At 68.3% G+C, this 18,111-nt stretch carries 15 protein-coding genes and 1 pseudogene; 11 read left to right on the plus strand and 5 right to left on the minus strand.

From position 1 onward, the window contains the following. The first annotated feature begins 21 nt into the window (after window positions 1-21). The 9 genes and pseudogenes from B551_RS19135 (at window position 22) to B551_RS19170 (ending at window position 9,618) form a co-directional block, all read left to right on the plus strand. A complete protein-coding gene (locus B551_RS19135) occupies window positions 22-1,173 on the plus strand; it encodes a CaiB/BaiF CoA-transferase family protein (RefSeq protein WP_006576396.1) in 1,152 nt (383 codons plus the stop codon). A 155-nt stretch (window positions 1,174-1,328) separates the two neighbouring features. Further along, on the plus strand, window positions 1,329-2,309 hold the full coding sequence (locus B551_RS19140; RefSeq protein WP_023264811.1) for a tripartite tricarboxylate transporter substrate binding protein: 981 nt from the start codon (window positions 1,329-1,331) through the stop codon (window positions 2,307-2,309). Between the two features lie 57 nt (window positions 2,310-2,366). Continuing rightward, window positions 2,367-2,891 (plus strand): gamma carbonic anhydrase family protein, encoded by a 525-nt coding sequence (locus B551_RS19145; RefSeq protein ID WP_006576395.1) that lies wholly within the window; start codon window positions 2,367-2,369, stop codon window positions 2,889-2,891. Window positions 2,892-3,135: 244 nt separating this feature from the next. Continuing rightward, complete coding sequence (locus B551_RS19150) at window positions 3,136-5,229, plus strand: TonB-dependent siderophore receptor (protein ID WP_023264812.1); 2,094 nt, start codon at window positions 3,136-3,138, stop codon at window positions 5,227-5,229. Then, window positions 5,226-6,233 (plus strand): ABC transporter ATP-binding protein, encoded by a 1,008-nt coding sequence (locus tag B551_RS19155; RefSeq protein ID WP_006576393.1) that lies wholly within the window; start codon window positions 5,226-5,228, stop codon window positions 6,231-6,233. Before B551_RS19150 ends, B551_RS19155 begins: the two co-directional genes overlap by 4 nt. Beyond that, window positions 6,230-7,519, plus strand: coding sequence for an ABC transporter substrate-binding protein (locus B551_RS19160; RefSeq protein WP_006576392.1), 1,290 nt, complete (start codon window positions 6,230-6,232; stop codon window positions 7,517-7,519). The genes B551_RS19155 and B551_RS19160 overlap by 4 nt, the downstream gene beginning before the upstream one ends. Further along, the gene (locus B551_RS19165) at window positions 7,516-8,592 is read left to right on the plus strand and encodes an iron ABC transporter permease (RefSeq protein ID WP_006576391.1); all 1,077 of its coding nucleotides are present in this window, start codon (window positions 7,516-7,518) and stop codon (window positions 8,590-8,592) included. The genes B551_RS19160 and B551_RS19165 overlap by 4 nt, the downstream gene beginning before the upstream one ends. A gap of 198 nt (window positions 8,593-8,790) precedes the next feature. Continuing rightward, a pseudogene (locus tag B551_RS27365) lies at window positions 8,791-9,003 on the plus strand (cytochrome c family protein); the annotation flags it as partial. 201 nt (window positions 9,004-9,204) lie between these two features. Further along, window positions 9,205-9,618: a VOC family protein gene (locus B551_RS19170; RefSeq protein ID WP_043441499.1), complete on the plus strand. Its 414-nt coding sequence runs from the start codon at window positions 9,205-9,207 to the stop codon at window positions 9,616-9,618. A 48-nt stretch (window positions 9,619-9,666) separates the two neighbouring features. On the opposite strand, the gene B551_RS19175 is transcribed toward B551_RS19170, so the two are convergent. From B551_RS19175 to B551_RS19185, 3 genes are all read right to left on the minus strand, one after another. Beyond that, window positions 9,667-10,821 (minus strand): MFS transporter, encoded by a 1,155-nt coding sequence (locus B551_RS19175; RefSeq protein WP_006576389.1) that lies wholly within the window; start codon window positions 10,819-10,821, stop codon window positions 9,667-9,669. Window positions 10,822-10,989: 168 nt separating this feature from the next. Next, entirely contained in the window at window positions 10,990-11,910 is a 921-nt protein-coding gene (locus tag B551_RS19180) for a LysR family transcriptional regulator (RefSeq protein WP_006576388.1), read from the minus strand. A gap of 98 nt (window positions 11,911-12,008) precedes the next feature. Continuing rightward, entirely contained in the window at window positions 12,009-12,893 is an 885-nt protein-coding gene (locus tag B551_RS19185; RefSeq protein ID WP_006576387.1) for a LysR family transcriptional regulator, read from the minus strand. 128 nt (window positions 12,894-13,021) lie between these two features. Between B551_RS19185 and B551_RS19190 the strand changes: the two genes are divergently transcribed. Together B551_RS19190 and B551_RS19195 are read left to right on the plus strand one after the other, a co-directional pair. Next, window positions 13,022-14,005, plus strand: a complete 984-nt coding sequence (locus B551_RS19190; protein WP_023264816.1) for a tripartite tricarboxylate transporter substrate binding protein — start codon at window positions 13,022-13,024, stop codon at window positions 14,003-14,005. A 13-nt stretch (window positions 14,006-14,018) separates the two neighbouring features. Further along, window positions 14,019-15,407, plus strand: a complete 1,389-nt coding sequence (locus B551_RS19195; RefSeq protein ID WP_006576385.1) for an FAD-dependent oxidoreductase — start codon at window positions 14,019-14,021, stop codon at window positions 15,405-15,407. Here the strand turns inward: B551_RS19195 and B551_RS19200 are convergent. After that, window positions 15,404-16,747: an aromatic acid/H+ symport family MFS transporter gene (locus B551_RS19200; RefSeq protein WP_006576384.1), complete on the minus strand. Its 1,344-nt coding sequence runs from the start codon at window positions 16,745-16,747 to the stop codon at window positions 15,404-15,406. The genes B551_RS19195 and B551_RS19200 overlap by 4 nt on opposite strands. 142 nt (window positions 16,748-16,889) lie before the next feature. Next, on the minus strand, window positions 16,890-18,101 hold the full coding sequence (locus B551_RS19205) for a 3-hydroxybenzoate 6-monooxygenase (protein WP_023264818.1): 1,212 nt from the start codon (window positions 18,099-18,101) through the stop codon (window positions 16,890-16,892). Window positions 18,102-18,111: the final 10 nt, after the last annotated feature.

Here is an 18,111-nt window from a genome sequence, read left to right on the forward strand (position 1 = left end):
CGCCGCCAATTGGCTCATATCATGACGCAAAGCAATGAATCCCTGCCGCTTGCTGGCATCCGCGTGGTCGAGTTCACCCATATGGTGATGGGGCCGACCTGCGGCATGATCCTCGCCGACCTCGGCGCCGAGGTGATCAAGGTCGAACCGCCGGGCGGCGACAAGACGCGCAATCTGCCGGGCCTGGGCATCGGGTTTTTCCGCGCCTTCAACCGCAACAAGAAAAGCGTGGTGCTCGACATCACGACCGACGAGGGCCGGGCCACCGCGGCGGAACTGGCCGCGCAGTGCGACGTGCTGCTGGAGAACTTCCGTCCCGGGCTGATGCAGAAGCTCGGCCTGGACTACGGCACGCTGTCGAAGTCCTGCCCGCAGCTGATCTATGTCTCGCACAAGGGCTTCCTGCCGGGGCCGTACGAGAACCGGCTGGCGCTGGACGAGGTGGTGCAGATGATGGGCGGGCTGTCGTACATGACCGGCCCGAAGGGGCGGCCCTTGCGCGCCGGCACCTCGGTCAACGACATCATGGGCGGCATGTTCGGCGCGATCGGCGTGCTCGCCGCGCTGCGCGAACGCGATCGCACGGGGCGCGGCCAGGAGATCCAGAGCGCGCTGTTCGAGAACTGCGTGTTCCTCGCCTCGCAGCATATGCAGCAGTACGCGATGACCGGCGAGGCGCCGCCGCCGATGCCATCGCGCGTATCGGCCTGGAGCGTCTACGACGTCTTCACGCTGGCCGACGACGAGCAGCTGTTCATCGGCGCGGTCAGCGACAAGCAGTTCGCCACGCTATGCACGGTTCTGGAGCGGCCCGACCTGCTCGACGTGCCCGAGTACGGCAGCAATGCCTCGCGCGTCGCCGTGCGGCCGCGGCTGCTCGAGCAGCTCGGCGGCATCCTGCGGCATCACCGCGTCGCCGAACTGGCGCCGAAGCTCGAGGCGGCAGGCATTCCCTACGCGCCGATCGTCCGCCCGGATCAGCTGCTCGACGACGTGCATCTGAAGGAGAGCGGGGGAGTGGTGCCGATGCAGGTCGAGGACGGCTCGACGGCGCCGACCGTATTGCTGCCGCTGCTGATGGGGGGCCGCCGTCCCGGCGTCCGCAGTCCCTTGCCGAAGCCCGGCGAGCACAACGACGAAATCCTGGCGCGGCTCGGCAAGGGCGCGCGCTGATATCACCGGGGCGGCCGGGGTGCAAGGCACGCCGGGAAGCCCGAACAGCCTGGACAGGCCGCGGCACAGCGGCCGAACAAGACCCATCCGGAGACAACATCATGCATTCCTCCCGCCCTCGTTCTGTCGCGCCCTCGCTGCCGCGCCGTCGCAACATGATCAAACTGGCGGCCGCGGCCGTCACGTTCGGCATGCTCGGCGCGCCGGCGCTGTATCCGTTCCGCGCCGCCCAGGCGCAGCCGGGGTCCGGCAAGCCGATCCGGCTGATCCTGCCAATCAGCGCGGGTTCGGGCGTCGATGCGATCGTCCGGGCCGCTGCGCCGGCGCTTGGCAAGGCGCTCGGCCAGCCGGTCGTCATCGAGAACATGCCCGGCGCGGGCGGCATCACCGGTACGGCCGCTGTGGTCAAGGCGGCCCCGGACGGCACCACGCTAGGCATGGTGTCGAACAACCATGCGATCAATCCCAGCGTGTTCAAGTCGATGCCGTTCGACGCGATCAAGGACATCACGCCGATCAGCGTGCTGGGCGCGACCTCGCTGGTGCTGGTAGTCAACCCCAAGGTGCCGGCGCGCAACGTCAAGGAACTGGTCGCGCTGCTGAAGACCAGGCCGGACGAATACAACTACGCGTCCTCCGGCAACGGCACCGTGATTCATCTGGCCGGCCAGATGTTCCTGGAGGAGGCGGGCATCAAGGCGCGCCATATTCCGTACAAGGGCACCGGCCCGATGGTCACCGATCTGCTGTCGGGCCAGGTGCAGATGGGCGTGGTCGCGTTGAACGCCGCGCTGCCGCATCTGAAGGCGGGCACGCTGCGTGCGATTGGGCTGTGCGGCGCGACCCGTTCGCAGGCTGCCCCCGATATCCCGACCATCGCCGAACAGGGCTTGCCCGCTTACGACATCGAGGGCTGGTTCGCGCTCGTCGGTCCGGCCAACATGCCGCCCGCCGAAGTCCAGCGCCTGCACGACGCCTTCGCCAAGGCCTTCACCAGCCCCGAGGTGGTCGAGGCGCTGAAGAAGCAGGCGACCGCCACGCGCCCGACCACGCCGGCGCAGGCGGCAAAGTTCTTCGCTAGCGAGGTCGCGCGTTATGCCACGCTGGTCAAGAAGGCCAACGTGTCGATCGAATAGCGTGACGCGTCGCGCGTCACGCGGGCCTTTCTTCTCCCTACCAACGCATCATCGAACATGGCTCTCTACCAGCTCGGCGACCTGACGCCGTCCATCTCCGACACCGCCTTCGTTGCGGATCAGGCCACCGTCATCGGCAACGCGCAGCTTGGCGAGCAGGTCACCGTCTGGCCCGGCGCGGTGATCCGCGCCGATAACGAAGCGATCGCGATCGGCGATGGCTCCAACGTGCAGGAGGGCGCCGTGCTGCATACCGACCCGGGCTTCCCGCTGCGGATCGGTACCGACGTCACCATCGGTCATCAGGCAATGCTGCATGGCTGCACCATCGGCGATGGCGCGCTGATCGGCATCCAGGCGGTGATCCTGAACAACGCGACGATCGGCAGCGAATCGCTGGTCGCGGCGGGCGCGCTGGTCACCGAAGGCAAGTCCTTCCCGCCGCGATCGCTGATCCTCGGCTCGCCGGCCAAGGCCGTGCGCGAACTCAGCGAAGAAGAAGTGCGCAACCTGCGCGCGAACGCCGCCGACTACGTCAAGCGCGGCGCCGACTACAAGAGCCAGCTGAAGAAACTGGTCTGACCGGGCATTCGGGCCCGACAGGCAGCACCAAGGGGAGACGTCGCGCAAGACGGTCTGCCGGTGCGGGGTGCCGCGGACCGTCACGCCCGGGCTGGCGTTGACGGGGAGAGCGGCGCTGCATCCAGGCCGGTTTGCTTTTTAATGAGAATGAAATATCATTATCGTCCACTCGAATGAGGACGATATCTTGCCCGCCGCCCCACATCCACGACCCCACACGATCCGATGGCACCGGCGCGCCGCCATGGCATTGCTGGCGACGGCGCCAGGCATCTGCGCGGCGCAGCCGGGGGAGGCCGCGCCGGCCGCCGAGCTGGAGGAGGTCACCGTCACCGGCACGCGCGAGCGGGCGTACCGCGCGGTGGTCGCACCTACCGCGAACAAGAGCGATACCGCGCTGAAGGAAACGCCGTTTTCGATCCAGACGGTGACGCGCGAACTGATCGAGGACCGCGGCGTATTCACGCTGGGCGAGGCGATTCGCACCGTTCCCGGTGTGACGGCGCAGGTCGGCTGGGGCGGCAGCAACGACCGCTTTCGGCTGCGCGGCTTCGCGACCTCGGCGAACCTGAAGAACGGCTTTCGACGCAGCGTGTTCGCGCCGGTCGACGAGATGGCCAATATCGAGCAGATCGAAGTGCTGAAGGGGCCTGCGTCCGCGCTCTATGGCCGTTTCGAGCCGGGCGGCGTGGTCAACCTGGTCACCAGGAAGCCGTTGGACAAGCCGCAGCACAGCGTCGAGCTGACCGGCGGCAGCCATGATTTCCGCCGTGTCACGGTGGACAGCACGGGCCCGATCAGCGATTCGCTGAGCTACCGGATCACCGGTTCCTGGCAGGACAACCGCAGCTTCCGCGATTTCGTCGATGCCGAAACGGCGTTCGTATCGCCGGTACTGCAATGGAAGATCGCGCCGCAGACGCGGCTGACCGCGGAGTTCGAGTTCGGCCGCCGGCGCGGCGCCTTCGATCGCGGCTTCGGCAACAGCCCGCTGTTCCTGAACGTACCGATTCACTACAACTATGGCGAGCGGGACGCGCGGCTGGACAACGACAGCGCACTTGGCTCGCTGGTGCTCGATCACCGTTTCGACAACGGCTGGGAACTGCGGGCTGGCGCTCAACGGTCGTACGCGCGCACCGATGCGGTCTGGTATCCGTATGGATTCCCCGCGATCAGCGGCGCCGACAGTTCCGACCCGCAGGTCAATCGCCGCAAGCAGCGCAATATCGACCGGCAGACCGATACCACGCTGATGGCCGAGGCCTCGCGCCGCTTCGAGACCGGCGGCATCGGCCATCGCGTATTGATCGGCGCCGATTACAACTGGGACGAATGGGACTTCAGCGCGCAGGCCAACGTCGGGCCCGGCGGCTTTCCGGTCAATCTGCCGATCGACCTCTACCACCCGGTGCACGGCGCCACTGCGGGACCGCTGCTGCCGTACGATGGTTCGCGCTACACCGGCCGCAATCTCGGCCTGTATGCGCAGGACGAGCTGCAGTTCGGACCGCATTGGCGCCTGCTGCTCGGGCTGCGCTACGACCGCTCGCGCTCGAGCGCGCGGGCGCAGTACCTGCAGGCGGCCGACACGCTGGTCCGGCATGACGATGCGTTGTCGCCGCGGGTGGGCCTGACGTGGACGCCGGTCGAGCCGGTGTCGTTCTACGCGAGCTGGGCGCGCTCCTTCCTGACCGAACCGTCCGGCGGCATGCTGCGCGCCGGCACGCTGCCCGCACCGTCGCGCGGCAAGCAGACCGAGGTCGGTGCCAAGTTGAGCCTGCTGGACGGCCGGCTCGAGCCGACCGTCGCGCTGTTCGACATTCGCCGCAGCAACGGCGTGGTCTCCGATCCGGAGGAATTCAACTATGTGATCCAGGTCGGCGAGCAGCGCAGCCGGGGCTGGGAGATCGACGTGCCCTTCAGCATCACGCCGCGCTGGCGCGTGCTGGCCAGCTACACGCAGTACAAGGCGGAGATCGCCGCCGACAGCAATCCGGCGCTGGTCGGCAAGCTGCTGGCCAATGCGCCGCGCCGCACCGCCAGCATCTGGACCACCTACGATTTCGCCGGTGCTGCCTCTGGGCTCAGTGTCGGCATCGGCGCGACCTATGTCGGCGAAAGGCAGGCCAATACCGAGAACACCTTCGCGCTGCCTTCCTACACGCGCTGGGATGCCAATATCGCGTACCGCTTCGGCAAGGCCCGCCGCTACAAGCTGCAGCTGACGGTGCAGAACCTCGGCGATCGCCGCTACTACGACTCCGGCGGCGCCTTCGTGCCGACCTATCCGGGGGCGCCGCGCACCGTGTTCGCCAGCTTCGGAGCGACGCTGTGACGGTGCTGGCGACCACGGCCCTGTTCGCCGGCCACGGCGGCCGGGCGTTGCTCGGGCCGCTCGATCTTGCGATCCCGAGCGGGCGTTTCGTCTGCCTGCTCGGTGCGAACGGCGCCGGCAAATCGACGCTGATCCGCACGCTGTGCGCGATGCAGGCGCCGGTGGCGGGGCAGGTGCATCTCGATGGCGAGCCGATCCACGCGATGTCCTCCGTGCAGCGCGCGCGGCGTCTTGCGGTGGTGCTGACCGAGCGCGTCGACGGCACGCTGATGCGCGGCTACGAGCTGGCCAGCATGGGACGCTATCCCTATCTCGGGTGGGGAGGCCGGCTGAGCCCGGACGACCATCGGATCGTGCACGAGGCGCTGGCCTGCGCCGGCGCGCTGTCGCTGGCGGATCGGCTCGTCGCCGAGATGTCCGATGGCGAGCGGCAGAAGATCATGATTGCGCGCGCCCTCGCACAGCAGCCTCGCCTGCTGGTGCTCGACGAAGCGACGGCCTTCCTCGACCTGCCGCGCCGCGTCGGCACGATGCAGCTGCTGCTGGATCTCTCCCATCGGAATGGCCTGGCGGTGCTGTTGTCCACGCACGACCTCGAGCTGGCGCTGCGCTATGCCGACGAGCTGTGGTTGATCGACGGCCAGCGGCGGTTGCATGTCGGCGCGCCGGAGGACTTGGCCATCGACGGCGTGCTGGGGACGAGCTTCGCCGCCGACGGTCTGACCTTCGATCTCGAGCGCGCGGAGCTGCGCGTGGGACCGGCGGGAACGCGTGCGATCCGGCTCGAAGGTGGCGGGCTGCGCGCCAGCTGGGCGGCACGCGCGCTGGAGCGGGCAGGGTATGTCCGCGATCCCGCCGCCGCGCTGACACTGCGCGCCGATGCGAGTGGATATGCGCTCGCCGGCGACGACAGCGAGGCGACCCGCTATTCGACGCTCGGCGAGCTGGTCGAGGCGCTGCGTTCGGCGTCGAACGGGACGGCCATCGCGCAGGAGCGGCCGTGAACCGGCGCGGGTTTGCCGCCGCCACCGCCGCGGCAATCGGGCTGACCATGCTGTTATGCGGCTGCACGCGGATCGAAGCGCCGCCGCGCGCCACGTGGCCGAAGCAGGCCGTCGGCGCAGCCGGTCCCACCGCCAATCTCGATGCCGCCTGCGTCGCCGACTATCGTCCCGGGGTCGATTACTTCCCGCACAAGACGACGTTTTCGCATGCGTCGCAACTCGAGGTCGAGTACGGCCCCCACTACAAGCGCGTGCGTTTCACGCCGAGCGTGGGTACCGGTGAACGGCTCGAGTATCTGCTGGTCCAGTGCGGTACGCCGGTCCCGCCGCATCGCGACGAGGTTCCCGTGATCATGGTGCCGATCCAGCGCCTGGTCACCGGCAACGCGGCCATGCTTGGCGCGCTGGACGAACTGGGCCTGGTGGACCGTCTGTACGGCACGGAGAACGTGCGCAGCGTCACGGTGCCGTCGGTGCGGGCCCGGATCGCGCAGGGCCAGGTCCACGACATGTGGGGCTATGGCCATGCCTCGATCGAACAGGCGATGTCGGTGCAGGCCGATGTCTACCTGAGCTTCTATTCGGCCTATCCGCAGGGCAATATGCATCCGCGCCTGTGGGAGCTCGGCGTGCGTGCGATCGCGCAGGCAGACCATCACGAGCCCCATCCGCTGGGACGTGCGGAATGGCTCAAGCTGCTGGCGCTGCTGTCCAATCGCGAGCAGCGTGCCAACACGCAATTCGCGTCGATCGAGACGGCATACCGACGGCTGGCCGAGTTGGCGGCGCGCGCACCGGCTCGCCCTGCGGTGATGTCCGGCTTTGCCGCAGGACGCCAGCGCTTCGAGACGTTCGGCGCGGACAATCAGCGCGCGCGCTTGATCGCCGATGCCGGCGGACGCTATGTGCTCGACGGTGGCGGTACAGGCAGCCTGGTTTACCTGCCGTTCGAGCGCGTCTATGCGCGCGGCGCCGATGCGCCGGCCTGGCTTGGCACGGTGGGAGGGCGCGCCGATATCGAGGCGTGGGTCGCCGCCAGTCCGCTGCACGGGCGCTTTGCCGCGGCTGCCAGCCGCAACGTCCACGCATGGGACCGCGGCTATACCGGCGCCTGGGCGTACCCGTACCAGGACCAGAGCATGACGCAGCCGCATGTCCAGCTTGCCGAGGCCATCGCGGCGCTGCATCCCGAACTGGCGTCGGAAGCCGCCGACGTCCTTGCCGTCTCGCAACAGGACACGCCGGCTTCCGGTCTCACCTCTCGATTCCTGCGGAAACTACCGTGACGACCCTGACTTCTGCCGCGGCTTCGATGCCCCGGACTTCTTCGCGGCGCGGCCCGCTGATCTTTGCCGGCCTGGGGCTCGCCATGCTGGTGCTGCTGGTGTCCGAGCTCACCCTGGGCGCCGTGGCCGTGCCGCTGCCGGCCGTGCTGCAGGCGTTGACCGCACAGCCGATGGAGGCCGAGGTCTGGCGCGATATCGTGCTGGGCTTTCGGCTGCCCCGGGCAATCAATGCGATGGTCAGCGGGGCGGCCCTCGGTGTGTCGGGGCTGCTGTTGCAGACGCTGTTCCGCAATCCGCTCGCCGATCCGTTCGTGCTCGGCATCGTGCACGGCGCGCGGCTGGGCACGGCGTTGCTGGTCACCATCGCCGGCGTCGCGGGCAATGCGTTCCTGCTGCGCTACGGAGTGGTCGGTGACCTCGGCATGGCACTGGCATCGATCGCCGGGTCCACCGCCGTGCTGGCTCTGCTTGCGGTGCTGTCGCGCCGGGTCGGCACGGTGACGCTGCTGATCACGGGCCTGATGCTCGGCTATCTGGCGGTCGGCCTGATCAGCGCCTCGATGCACTTTATCGACGAAACGCAGGCGCGCGCGTTCAAGGCCTGGGACGATGCCAGTTTCGCCGGCGCCACGCGCCGGCAGCTGGAACTGCTGGTGCCCGGCGTGGCGCTCGGCCTGCTCGGCAGCCTGCTGCTGGTCAAGCCGCTGAACGGCCTGCTGCTCGGCGAGCGCTATGCCGAGTCGATGGGGATTCCGGTGGCGCGGGTCAAGCGCGCCGCGTTGCTGGCGACGGCATGGCTGACCGGGCTGGTGACGGCGTTCTGCGGCCCGGTTGCCTTCCTCGGCCTGGTCTCGGCCCAGGTGGCCCGCACGCTGTGGCGTTGCGCGGACCATCGCGTGCTGCTTCCGGGCGCGGCGCTGGTCGGCGCGGTGCTCGGCCTCGCGGCGGATCTGGTGGTGCATCTGCCCTGGAGCCGGCATGTGTTCCACCTGAATGCGGTGATCGGCCTGGTCGGCGCGCCGGTGGCGCTCGCCATGCTGTACCGGACCAAGGCCTTGCATCGGACCGAATGAGAATGCCCGTACGCGCGTCTTTCCCGATACGCGCGTTTTTTGTGTTGAAGTGCAATTAACCGCCAGGATTTTACCCAAACCATCGATCCCGGCATGCAAGGCGAGCGGCTTGGACCGCTGTCGTTGGCAGCGCTAAAATCCGCGGCTTCGATCCTCGCCTTGGACGTCCTGGTGCCGCGTTCCCATTCGTATCACGCCATGATTCAAGCCACGCTGGCGGTGCTGGCGCTGGCCCTGCTTTCGCCGTCGGCGGAAGCTGCAGGCGATCCGCGCGCGGGCAAGGCGGCATTCGACCGCAAATGCGCGTCCTGCCACAAGGTCGGACCGGGCGCGCGCAGCGGCTTCGGTCCGCAGCTCAATGGCATCGTGGGCCGCAAGGCTGGGGCGGCCAGCGATTACCCGTATTCGAATGCGATGCGCGGTTCGGGCATCGTGTGGTCCGACAACACGCTGGCCGCATTCCTCCGTGCACCGGAGCAGGTGGTCCCCGGCAACAAGATGCGCTTCTGGGGAATCGGCAGCGCCAGGCAGATCGAACGATCTGCTGGCGTATCTGCGGCAATTCCAATAGCCTCGCTGTCGTGCCGATTGCTACCGAAGGAGAGTCCCACGATGTTCAGCCATGTCACCGTCGGCGTCGCCGATCTATCGCGTGCTGGAAGGTTCTACGATGCCCTGTTGACGCCGCTGGGCCTGCGCCAGCGTCGGGTCATGCCGGATGGCGGTCCGCCGGCGCTGTGCTGGATCCAGCCGGGTGAGGCGCTGCCGCGCTTCTACGCCTACATCCCGTTCAACGGGCAGCCGGCCACCGCGGGCAACGGCACCATGGTGTCGTTCCTTGCGCCTTCGCCGCAGGCCGTCGAGCAGGCCTATGCGGCCGCGATGGCGGCCGGCGGCACGGACGAAGGCCCACCCGGGCCACGGCCGCATTACGGCGAGGGGTATTTCGGCGCCTATCTGCGCGATCCGGACGGCAACAAGGTCCAGGTGGTCCATCGCGGCGATCTGCCCGCGGCGTCGGCCTGAAGGACCGTCGCCGCCGATTCCGATGAGGGCAGCGGGGCGGCGGCCCACTCAGCGCCGCATCTGCGATGCCGCCACGAATGCGACCAGCGCGATGGCGGCCAGGCCGCTGCCCGTCATCACGACGCCTTGCCATCCGGCCTGTGCGTACACGAAGCTGGCTACCGCCGAACCGGCCGCGCCGCCGATGAAGATCGCGGTCATGTACAGCGCGTTCAGGCGCGCACGGCTGGCGGCATCGAGCGCATAGATCGCGCGCTGGCCCAGCACCATGTTCATCTGCACGGCGAAGTCGAGCACGATGCCGGTGGCGGCGAGGGCGTAGACGCCGTAGGGGCCGGTGGCCAATCCCGGCACAAAACTCAGCGCGGCGAGCGCCATCGCGGCGAGGGACGCGATACGGGTGTGTCCGGCATCGGCAAGGCGTCCGGCGATCGGCGCCGCGACGGCGCCCAGCGCGCCAACCAGTGCGAAGATTCCGATCTGCGCTTGCGACAGGCCGTGGCGGCTGGCCAGTTCGAGCGGCACCGCGGTCCAGAACAGGCTGAAGGCGGCGAACAGCAGGCCCTGGTACAGCGCACGCTGGCGCAGCAGCGGAAAGCGCGCCAACAGATGCCACAGCGAAACCAGCAGTTGGCCATAGCGCGCACGGTGTTCCGGCGCGCGGCGCGGCAGCGTCAGCGCGATGATCGCCACGGTGGCCAGCGTCATCGCCGCCGCGGCGACAAAGACCGCGCGCCATCCCAGCGCCTCGGCCAGCAGGCTGGACAGCGGCCGCGCCAGCAGGATGCCGGACAACAGTCCGCCCATGATGGTGCCGACCGTGCGGCCGCGCGTGGCCTCCGGTGCCAGATGCGCGGCCAGCGGAATCAGGATCTGCACGCTGACCGAACTCAGCCCCAGCAGCAGCGACACCAGCAGGAAAGGACCGGGCTGCGTCGACAGCGCCGCGGCGACCAGGCTCGCCGTGGCCGCCGTGCCGCTGAGCAGCAGCAGCCGGCGGTTTTCGTAGAGGTCGGCGAGCGGCACCAGGAAGAACAGCCCGACCGCATAGCCGATCTGTGTCAGCGACACGATCAGGCTGGCGTTGCTTGCGGACAGGCCGATCTGCGGGCCGATCAGTTCGATCAGCGGCTGCGCGTAATACAGATTGGCCACCAGCACCCCGGCGCAAAGCGAGAACAATGCGACCAGCGTGGCGGGCATTGCAGGCGCGTGGGAAGCCGATGGGGCGAGAGCGGAAGGAGCGGGCATGTTGATGGCCTCGGACTTGTCGGTTGGAATGTCCGAAGCTTAGGGGGACGGGTCGTTGCGGTGAATGCCATGCCGGCGCAAATCAGCGTTGCGCCCAAGACAATGCGTCGCGTGCGGGCGTCAGCAGCGGCCCTGCGCCAAGGCCGGCAGCCCCTCCAGGAAGGCGAGAAAGGCGGCGATACGGCGGGAGCCACGCTGGTTCGGCAGATACAGCGCCGACACGCCGCTGCTGACCTGATCCGGGTTGACGGTCCAATCGTCGAACAGGCGCCGCAGTCGTCCCGCCTCGATATCGGCATCGGTGACCCAGTCCGGCAGCAGGCCGATCCCGGCACCGGCCAACACAAGCTCGTGCAGCACGTCGATGTTGTTGCTGCGGAAATGGCCCCGGACCGGCACGATTTGCCGTTCCCCATCCCGCTCGAACGTCCAGACCTGATCACGCGCACCGTAGCCGAAGCGGAAGCGCAGGCAGGCATGGCCGACCAGATCCTCGGGAAGCGACGGCGTGCCATGCCGCTGCAGGTAGGCGGGACTCGCGACCACATGCCGGCGGAACGTGCCGATCTGTCGCGCGATGACATTGTCGTACGACGAGGCATTGCCGATGCGCACCGACAGGTCGAAGCGGTCGCCGAGCAGATCGACGATGTCGTCGGTCAGCGTCACCTCCAGCTCCAGCTGCGGATACCGTTCGAGCAGCGCGCCCAGATGCGGGGCGATGCAGCGGCGGCCAAAGGCGACGGGAAGCGACACGCGCAACTGGCCCACCGGTATGTCGCCGCGGTCGGCGATCAGCGCATCGGCTTCCTCGACTGCCTCGAGAATCCGTCGGGCCTGCTGATAGTAGGCGGCGCCCGCCTCGGTGACGGTGACCTGGCGCGTCGAGCGGTTCAGCAGCACTGCGCCGAGCGATTGCTCGAGGCCGTCCAGCGCGCGCGTCACCGACGAGGTGGCCAGGTCCAGCCGCCGCGCCGCGGCGGAAAAGCCTTTGGCGTCGACGGTCTCGACGAACATCTTCAGCGCAAGCAGTTTGTCCATCGGGTTCAGCGTCCGGCGTTGCCGGTGTTTGTTCGGTTCGGATACATCGCCGGCATGATACGTGCGAAGCGAGGGAGAGGCGAGGAAGAGGCGAGGGCCTAGTCGAGAAACAGGTCTGCAATGACCGAACGCAGCCAGCGATTGGCCGGGTCCTGGTGATAGCGCTCGTGCCAGTGCTGCTTGATCGAGAAGGTCGGCAGCGGGAAGGGCGGGGCCAACGCCTTGACGTTGGCGATACCCATCAGCATCTGCGCCACGCGCTCCGGCACCGTGGCGACCAGGTCGGTATTGGCCAGCAGATTGCCCAGCCCCGGCAACGTCGGCAGCGACAACGCGACGTTGCGCGTGACCCGCCGCCGCGCCAGCTCGCGTTCGAGCAGTTCATGGCCGGTGCCCGCGGCGGTGATCGCCACATGTTTTTCGCGCTTGAACAGCGTGGCCGTCATGCGCCGCTCGACTCGGGGATGGTCCTGCCGCACGACGCAGGCAAAGCCCTGATTGAACAGGCGTTGCTGATAGAAGCCTGCCTCCAGCTCGGGCATGAATCCCACGGCGAGGTCCGACGCCCCGGTTTCGAGCTCCTTGGGTGTCTCCGTCGAGATTCGCATCACTTCCACGCGAATCGCAGGCGCCAGTGTATTGAGCCGGTTCATCAGTCCCGGCAGAAACTGCAGGTGCGAGATATCCGTCATGCTGATGCGGAAGGTGCGTTCCGAACGCGGCGGGTCGAACACCACCTGCTGCTGCGTGGCGGTGCGCAGGATCGCCAGCGCCTGCCGGAATGGCTGGATCAGCGTCTCCGCATGCGGGGTCGGCAACATGCCTTCGGCGGTCCGGACGAACAGCGGATCGCCGAACTGACGGCGCAGCCGGCCCAGCGCCAGGCTGACCGAGGTCTGCGGCAGGCCCAGATGTTCGCCCGCGCGGGACACGCTGCGGGTCTTGTAGACCTCGTCGAAAACGGCCAGCAGCTTCGTATCCATTATTGAAAATCCCGCTTGAGCCTATGTCGGCCATTGCATGGACGCCATAGTGCCATTGCCCTAATCTTGCCGCAAGGCGCCACCGGACAGCGCGCCGCATACAGACAGGACATTGTTGGAGACATTGCATGCAGACAGGCAAGCTGGGGAGATGGCTCGCTTGTACCGCGCTGGCTGCACTGCCCGCGGTATCGACGCTTTCCCATGGGCAGGACTGGCCGAGCGGTCCGGTGCGGGTGATTGTGCCGTTCGCGGCGGGCTCGACGCCGGACATCACCGCGCGGCTGATCGGCGAACGGCTGACGGCGCGCCTGGGGCAGCCGATGGTGGTGGAGAACAAGACTGGCGCCGCCGGCAATATCGGCACCGACGCCATCGCCAAGGCCAGGCCCGATGGCCAGGTGATCGGACTCAGCATCGCCGGTCCGCTGGCCGTCAATTCGCTGCTGTACCGCAAGATGCCGTATGACCCGGCGCGCGACCTGCAGCCGGTGACCATCGCGACCAGCCAGCCCGCGGTGCTGGTGGTGGCCAACCGCGTGCCGGCGGGCAACGCCGCCGAACTGCTGGCGCTGCTGAAGAAGCAACCGAAGGCATTGAGCTATTCGTCGATGGGCGCGGGCACGATCTCGCATCTGGCGGTAGCGGCGCTGGCCGCGCGCAGTGGGGCCGATCCGGTTCACGTGCCGTATCCCGGCTCCGGTGCCGCGGTCACCGCGGTGATCGCCGGCGACGTCGACATGGCGATCCTGCCGGCGGCCACCGTGATGCCGCATGTCAAGAGCGGCCGCATCAAGGCGCTCGCGGTCGCGAGTGCGAAGCGTTCGCCATCGCTGCCGGACCTGCCGACGCTGGCGGAGGCCGGCATCGCGGACGTACAGGCCGATGCGTGGATCGGTTATGTGGTGCCGGCCGGTACGCCGGCGCCGATCGTCAGGCGGCTGCACGACGAGATCGTCGCCGCGCTGGCCGAGCCGGCGCTGCGCGAAAAGATGCGCCTTCAATATATGGACCCGGTCGGCAACACGCCCGACGCGTTCCGCCGCGTGATGGCGGAGGACGTCGCGCGCTGGAAGCCGGTCATTGAAAAACATGGGATTCGGCTGGACTAGCATGGCAACGACGATGGAAGAACTGGATCGCGGGGACACGTTGACGGAGGCGCGGCGCGACGTCCCGGTGCTCGGCCCCTTTGACGTGGTGGTACTGGGCGGCGGCCCCGCCGGCATCAGCGCAGCCGCGGCAGCCGCCTGCAATGGCGCGCGGGTGTTGCTGGCCGAACGCTACGGCTTCCTCGGCGGCATGGGCACCGCCGCCGGCGTGACGAACTTCTGCGGCTTGCATGCCAACGTGTTTGGCGACATCCGCCAGGTCGTGCATGGCGTCGCGGATGACCTGCTGATGCGGATGCGCAGGCTCGATGGCCTGAACGAACCGCATCTGGTGCTCGGCAAGATCCACGCGCAGGCCTACGACATGTCGGCGTTCAAGTGCGCCGCCGATGCGCTGCTGGCCGATCACGGAGTCCAGTTGCTGTTCCATGCGCTTGCGGCAGGCGTCGTTCGTCATGCGGACGGCGGCCTCGACGCGCTGCTGCTCGAGACCAAGTCCGGCCGCGTCGCGGTGCGCGCGCGCTGTTTCATCGATTGCTCCGGCGATGCCGATATCGCCCACTGGGCCGGTGTGCCCACCGAGAAGGGCGACGGGCACGGACATATGCTGTATCCCACGCTGATGTTCCGCGTCGGCAATGTCGACGCGCAGCGCGCCGGCGAGGCCTGGAAGACCATCCCGGCGCTGATGGACGAGGCCGAGGCCGCCGGGGAATTCCGCTTCCCGCGGCGTGGCGCGGTGGTACGCCCGCAGAAGCATCCGTACGAGTGGCGCGTCAACGTGACCCAGCTCCGCAAGCTCGACGGCTCCGCGACCGACGGTACCGACGCATATTCGCTGAGCGAAGGCGAGATCGAGGGCCGCCGCCAGATCGTCGAATATCTGCGCTTCCTGCGCGCCAGGGTGCCCGGCTTCGAACGGGCCTATGCGCTCGACATTGCGCCGCAGCTGGGCATTCGGGAAACGCGCCGGCTGATCGGCGAGACCATGCTGACCGCCGACGACGTGTTGAACTGCGCCGATTTCCCCGATGCAATTGGCGTCAACGGCTGGCCGCTGGAGAAGCATGTGGCCGGCGACGTGCAATGGGTATGGCCGCCGATTCCGGATTCGCGCGGCTACAACCAGCTGCCATACCGGATGCTGCTGCCGCGGCGCGCCAGTGCGGGCGGCGTCGACAATCTGCTGGTGGCGGGCCGCTGCGCGTCGATGACGCATGACGGGCAATCGGCGGCGCGTGTGTCGGGCGCCTGCTTCGTGATGGGCCAGGCGGCCGGTACCGCGGCCGCACTGGCGGTACGGGACCGCTGCTCGCCCCACGACATCGACGTACCGGAGTTGCAGGCCGTGCTGGTCAGGCAGGGCGCCTTTCTGGGCGACGGCAAGCAGGCGCGCGCTTAGCCCTGCACCGCCGGCAGCGCCGGGCGGGCGGCCGTATGCCCGCGGCCCAGCACCAGCATCGTCAATCCGGCCAGTACGGCGGGAATGCCGACCAGCACGAACAGCGCCGGCATGCCCAGGCCCAGCGACAGCATCGCGCCGCCGCCGACGGAGCCGACCACCGAGCCGATGCGGCCGACACCGTTGGCCCAGCTGACGCCGGTCGCGCGGCAGTCGGTCGGGTAGTAGGCCGCCGACAGCGCGTTTGCGCCGACCTGCGAGCCGGACACGCAGAAGCCGGCCCAGAACACGGCGACGGCGGCCAGCACCGGGCTTGCCGTCACGTTGCCGATCACGGCGGTGAACAGGCCGGCCAGCGTGTAGCTGGCGGCAAGCACATGATGCGGATTGAGCCGGTCCATCAGCCAGCCGAGCACGATGGCGCCGACGGTGCCGCCGACCTGGAACATCGCGGTGACCAGCGCTGCGTGCTTCAGCGAGATGCCGGTGCCGCGCAGCACGGTCGGCAGCCAGCTCGACAACAGGTAGATCACCAGCAGGCTCATGAAGAAGGCGAACCACAGCAGCAAGGTGCCGCGCAGCAGCTCCGGACGGAACAGATGCCAGACCGGCGAGCCGGCCTGCGTGCGCGGCGGCACCATGAACGTCGCGTCGCGCAGGTCCGCGTTTCGGTCGATACGCCGCAGCGCCGCGGCGACGCGATCGAGCTTCTTGCCCATGGTCACCAGATAGCGGACCGACTCCGGCAGCAGCACCAGCAGTACCGGCACCAGCAGCAGCGGCAGTACGCCCCCGACCACCAGCACCGAGCGCCAGCCATACGTTTCGATCAGGCCCGCCGAGGCCAGGCCGCCGAGCGCCGAGCCGATCGTGAAGCCGCAGAACATCGTCGTCACCAGGAACGAGCGGCGTTTGTCCGGGCAGTATTCCGAGGTCAGCGTGATCGCATTGGGCATCGCACCGCCGAGCCCGAGGCCGGTGATGAAGCGCAGCGCGATCAGCTCCCACAACGAGTCCGACCAGGCCGACACCAGGCTCGCGACGCCGAAGAACAGCACGCTGAAGACCAGCACCGTCTTGCGGCCGTAGCGGTCCGACAGCGGACCGAACAGGAAGGCACCGCCCATCAGTCCGGCCAGCCCCGCGCCGAACAGCGGCCCCAGTTGTGCAGGGCTCAGCTGCCATTCGCTGCGGATGGCCGGTGCGATAAAGCCGATCGCGGCGGTATCGAAGCCGTCGATCGCGACGACGAGGAAGCACAGCACGACGATCAGGATCTGGAACGGCGATAACGGCGCTTCGTCGATGAAGCGCGTCACGTCGATGGCGGGGCGCGGCATGGTTGTCTCCTTGGGATTCGCGCTGGGCGCGTTATGTTTGGGCGTGCGCAGAGCCGCTGGGTCCCCGCTTTCGCGGGGACGACAGACTTTTCCGTCGTTCCCGCGCAGGCGGGAACCCAGTGACTTGATCTGCGGACCGGTATCAGCGTTGGCCCGGCACCTTCAGGCAGTCCTGCGCGCGCCATCCATGCAGCCAGGCCAGCGCATCGTAGAACTGCTGTTGCGTGCGGCCGACCCACAGCGAATTGCGCACCAGACGTTCGACGCCCCTGGCGTGGTAGATCCGGCCCATCTCGCGGGCGGAGTACAGCACGCGTGCGGTGCGCGGAATCCGGACCCGGTCGTACAGCGCGAACGCCGCCTCGAAGTCGCCGTCGCAGTGCTCGACGGCGGCGCCCAGCGTCACCGCGTCCTCCAGCGCCTGGCAGGCGCCCTGCGCGAGGTATTGCGTCATCGGATGCGCGGCGTCGCCCAGCAGCGTGGCGCGGCCAAAGCTCCACCGCTCGACCGGATCGCGGTCGGCGGTGGCCCAGCGCTTCCACGAGGTCGGGCGATGCAGCATCTGATGCGGCCGCGGATGGATGCCTTCGAAGTAGGACAGCACTTCTTCCTTGCTGCCTTCCCTGACGCCCCAGACCTCCTGCTCGCGGCTGTGGAACGTCACCACCAGGTTGTACTGCTGGCCGCCGCGCAACGGGTAATGGACCAGGTGGCAGTGAGGGCCGGCCCAGACCACCGGCGCATTGATGCGCAGGTCCCGCGGCATGTCGTCGAGCTCGACGACCGCGCGGTAGACCACATGGCCCGTGACGCGCGGCTCGTCGCCCAGCAGCACCTGGCGCACGGCCGATTTGACGCCGTCGCAGCCGATCACCGCATCGGCGCGGTGCCGCTCGCCGCGCTGGTCGACCACGGTGACGCCGTTGTCGTCCTGATCGAGCCCCTCGACCCGCGTGGCGGTGTGGAAGCGGATCAGCGGATGGTCCTGAACCGCTTCAAGGATCGACAGATGGATGTCCGCGCGATGGATCACGGCATAGGGATTGCCGAATCGCTGGCGATAGCGCTCGCCTACGTCGACCACCGCCACCTCGCTGGCATCGATCGCGTCCATCAGCATCAGATGGTCCGTGAATACCGAGCGGTTGCGCGCCGCCTCGCCGACGCCCAGCGCGTCCAGCGCGGCGAAGGCGTTGGCCGCGAGCTGGATGCCGGCGCCGATTTCGCCGATCTGCTCGGCCTGTTCCAGCAGTTCGATGCGAATGCCCTGTCGTGCCAGCGCCAGCGCTGCCGCCAGGCCGCCGATGCCGCCGCCGACGACGATGACCTTGCGGCCCTGTTGTGATGTGTTCATCGATGTCTCC

The sequence above is a fragment of the Cupriavidus sp. HPC(L) genome (assembly GCF_000307735.3).
In the GTDB taxonomy this organism is placed as follows: domain Bacteria; phylum Pseudomonadota; class Gammaproteobacteria; order Burkholderiales; family Burkholderiaceae; genus Cupriavidus.